The organism is Falsiroseomonas oryzae, assembly GCF_027856955.1.
Lineage (GTDB): Bacteria > Pseudomonadota > Alphaproteobacteria > Acetobacterales > Acetobacteraceae > Falsiroseomonas > Falsiroseomonas oryzae.
The window spans coordinates 1-2,087 of record NZ_JAPSMD010000669.1; the positions used below are offsets into that span (position 1 = coordinate 1).

Here is a 2,087-nt window from a genome sequence, read left to right on the forward strand (position 1 = left end):
CGCCACGCCGGCCGGGCGGGGCGCGCGCACGGGTTGCGGCCGCGGCGCGGCCTCCCCGGCTTCGCGGCGGATCGGCGAGGGGCGGGGCGGCAGGCTCAGGCGATGCGCCTTGCCGACCACCGCGTTCTTCGAGATTCCCATGCGCCGCCCGATCTCGGCAGTCGAATGACCTTCCGCCCAGAGCGCGCGCAGGCGCTCGATCGCCTCAGCCGTCCAGTCCATTCCAAGGCCTCCCGTTGACCCCCCGACCTACCAGATACGGTAGTGCAACGCGGGCAGGAGACACAAGTTCTGGTTAGCGCAAGAAACGCGAAAAGCTGTGGACAGACCGGGCGGGATGCACTTAGCCGCGCCGATTCTCAGAACAGGAGACCCTTCCTGAGCAGACCATGAACGCCCTTCTCGCCGTTCACGGTCTGCGTCACGTGGAAGTCCACCGCCAGCGAGCAGAGCTGGTAGGCGTCCGCGGCGGAGACGTTCATCCGCGCCACGATGAAACCGATCATCTCCCGCAGCGCCTGCTTCATCGCCAGGTCGAGGTCCTCGTGCATCCCCATCGAGATGTAGTGGGTCTTCGTCTCGGCCCGGGGGAAGCGCAGCGCCGGATCGGCCGCGCCGCCGCCCTTCTCCAGCGTCAGGCGGAAATGGCCGGTCAGGCACATCTCCAGCGCGTTGATGCAGACCTCGCCGTCGCCCTGCACGCCGTGCCCGTCGCCGGCCGAGAACATCGCGCCGGCGACATGTACGGGCAGCCACAGCGTCGCGCCCTCGCCGATCTCCTTGTTGTCCAGGTTGCCGCCATGGGCGCGCGGCTCCTTGGTGGAGAGCCGCCCCCATTCGCGCGGCGGCGCCACGCCCATCACGCCGAAGAAGGGGCTGAGCGGCAGCGTCACGCCGGGGCCGACCGGGACGCGCCCGGTCATCGCCGCCTTGTCCACGGGGATGTGCAGCATCCGGGCATAGGGGAAGTCCTCGGGCAGCGTGCCGAACAGCGGGCGGAAGCCGCAGAAGCCCCAGTCGTTGCCGAGCTCGATCTTCTCGATGTCCACGCGCAGCACGTCGCCGGGCTCGGCGCCAAGCACCTCGACGGGGCCGGTGATGATGTGCGGGCCCATCCGCGGCAGGTTGGCGGCGTGGATGGCAGCCAGCGCCGGCGGCACCTTCAGGCCGCTCTCGGGCGGCGGCAGCGTCTCCGGCCCGCCAGAGACGCATTCCAGCACCACCAGGTCGCCGCTGGCCACGCTGGCCACCGGCGGGAAGGCGGCGTCGAAGGCGCCGAAGCGCACGGTGTCGGGCGTGGCGGCGATGCGCTGCGTGCTGGGCATGGGGGCCTCGTCTCTGGTCCGGACGCGGCGCACACAATCCCGGGCGAGCGGGCCGGTCAATCCACGCGGAGGCCGGTTCCGCGCGGAGCTGCGCGCCGGCCTGCCCAGGCGCTGGGCAGTGCGGCTATTGCAGGCGCAGCGCGACGCGGAGCCGCCGCTGATCCTCCGGGCAGACGCGGCCCAGCCGGCGGTATTCCTCCGGCGTGTCGATCGCGGCGTGGCCGGCCTCGCGGGTGGCGCGCAGCCGCCCCAGCACGGGCTCCAGCGTCTGCGCCAACTCGTCCTGCAGCGCATGGGCGGCCTCGCCGACGTTCGGCGCGCGGCGCTCGGCGCGCGCCGCCCATCCGCGCGCGACGCTGCGCAGCTCCGCCGCGGCCTCCCGCAGGGTGCGGCGGTTGACCTCCACATGGCGGCGCTCATGCGCCAGCACCTCGTTCGCCAGGCAGCCGCCGCGCGGCACCTCCTTGGCCAGCCGGACGCTGTGCTCGGCATGCATCAGGCGAAGCCGGACCTCCGCCGGCAGGGCGCAGACCGGCCCAGCCTGCGGCCCGCGGGAGCGCACCGTGATCTCGCTGCGCCATTCCACGCGGGAGACGGTGAGGCCGAGATGGTGCACCAGCCCGCCGGCCTGCCCGTGGCCCGCCTCGGTGCGCAGCGTCGCCGCCGGCACGGGCGGCAGGAAGCGCGGTTCCGGGTCCACCACCTCGACCACGACGGCCGGCATGCCCCGCGGCGGGCAGGCCGGGCCCGCGACGGCGTCGG

The 2,087-nt window shown here is 73.3% G+C and carries 3 protein-coding genes; all 3 read right to left on the reverse strand.

Annotated features, from left to right (window positions below; translation table 11 throughout):
- Positions 1-222, reverse strand: a 222-nt coding sequence (locus tag OZN99_RS30375; RefSeq protein ID WP_270938942.1) for a GcrA family cell cycle regulator, incomplete at its 3' end; no start/stop codon positions are given.
- A gap of 137 nt (positions 223-359) precedes the next feature.
- Entirely contained in the window at positions 360-1,325 is a 966-nt protein-coding gene (locus OZN99_RS30380; RefSeq protein WP_270938943.1) for an acetamidase/formamidase family protein, read from the reverse strand.
- A gap of 124 nt (positions 1,326-1,449) precedes the next feature.
- A partial coding sequence (locus OZN99_RS30385; RefSeq protein WP_270938944.1) for a hypothetical protein occupies positions 1,450-2,087 on the reverse strand: 638 nt, incomplete at its 5' end.

Coding starts and splice junctions, on each gene's coding strand:
- OZN99_RS30380 (WP_270938943.1), bottom strand. CDS start 1,325: ATGCCCAGCACGCAGCGCATCGCCGCCACGCCCGACACCGTGCGCTTC.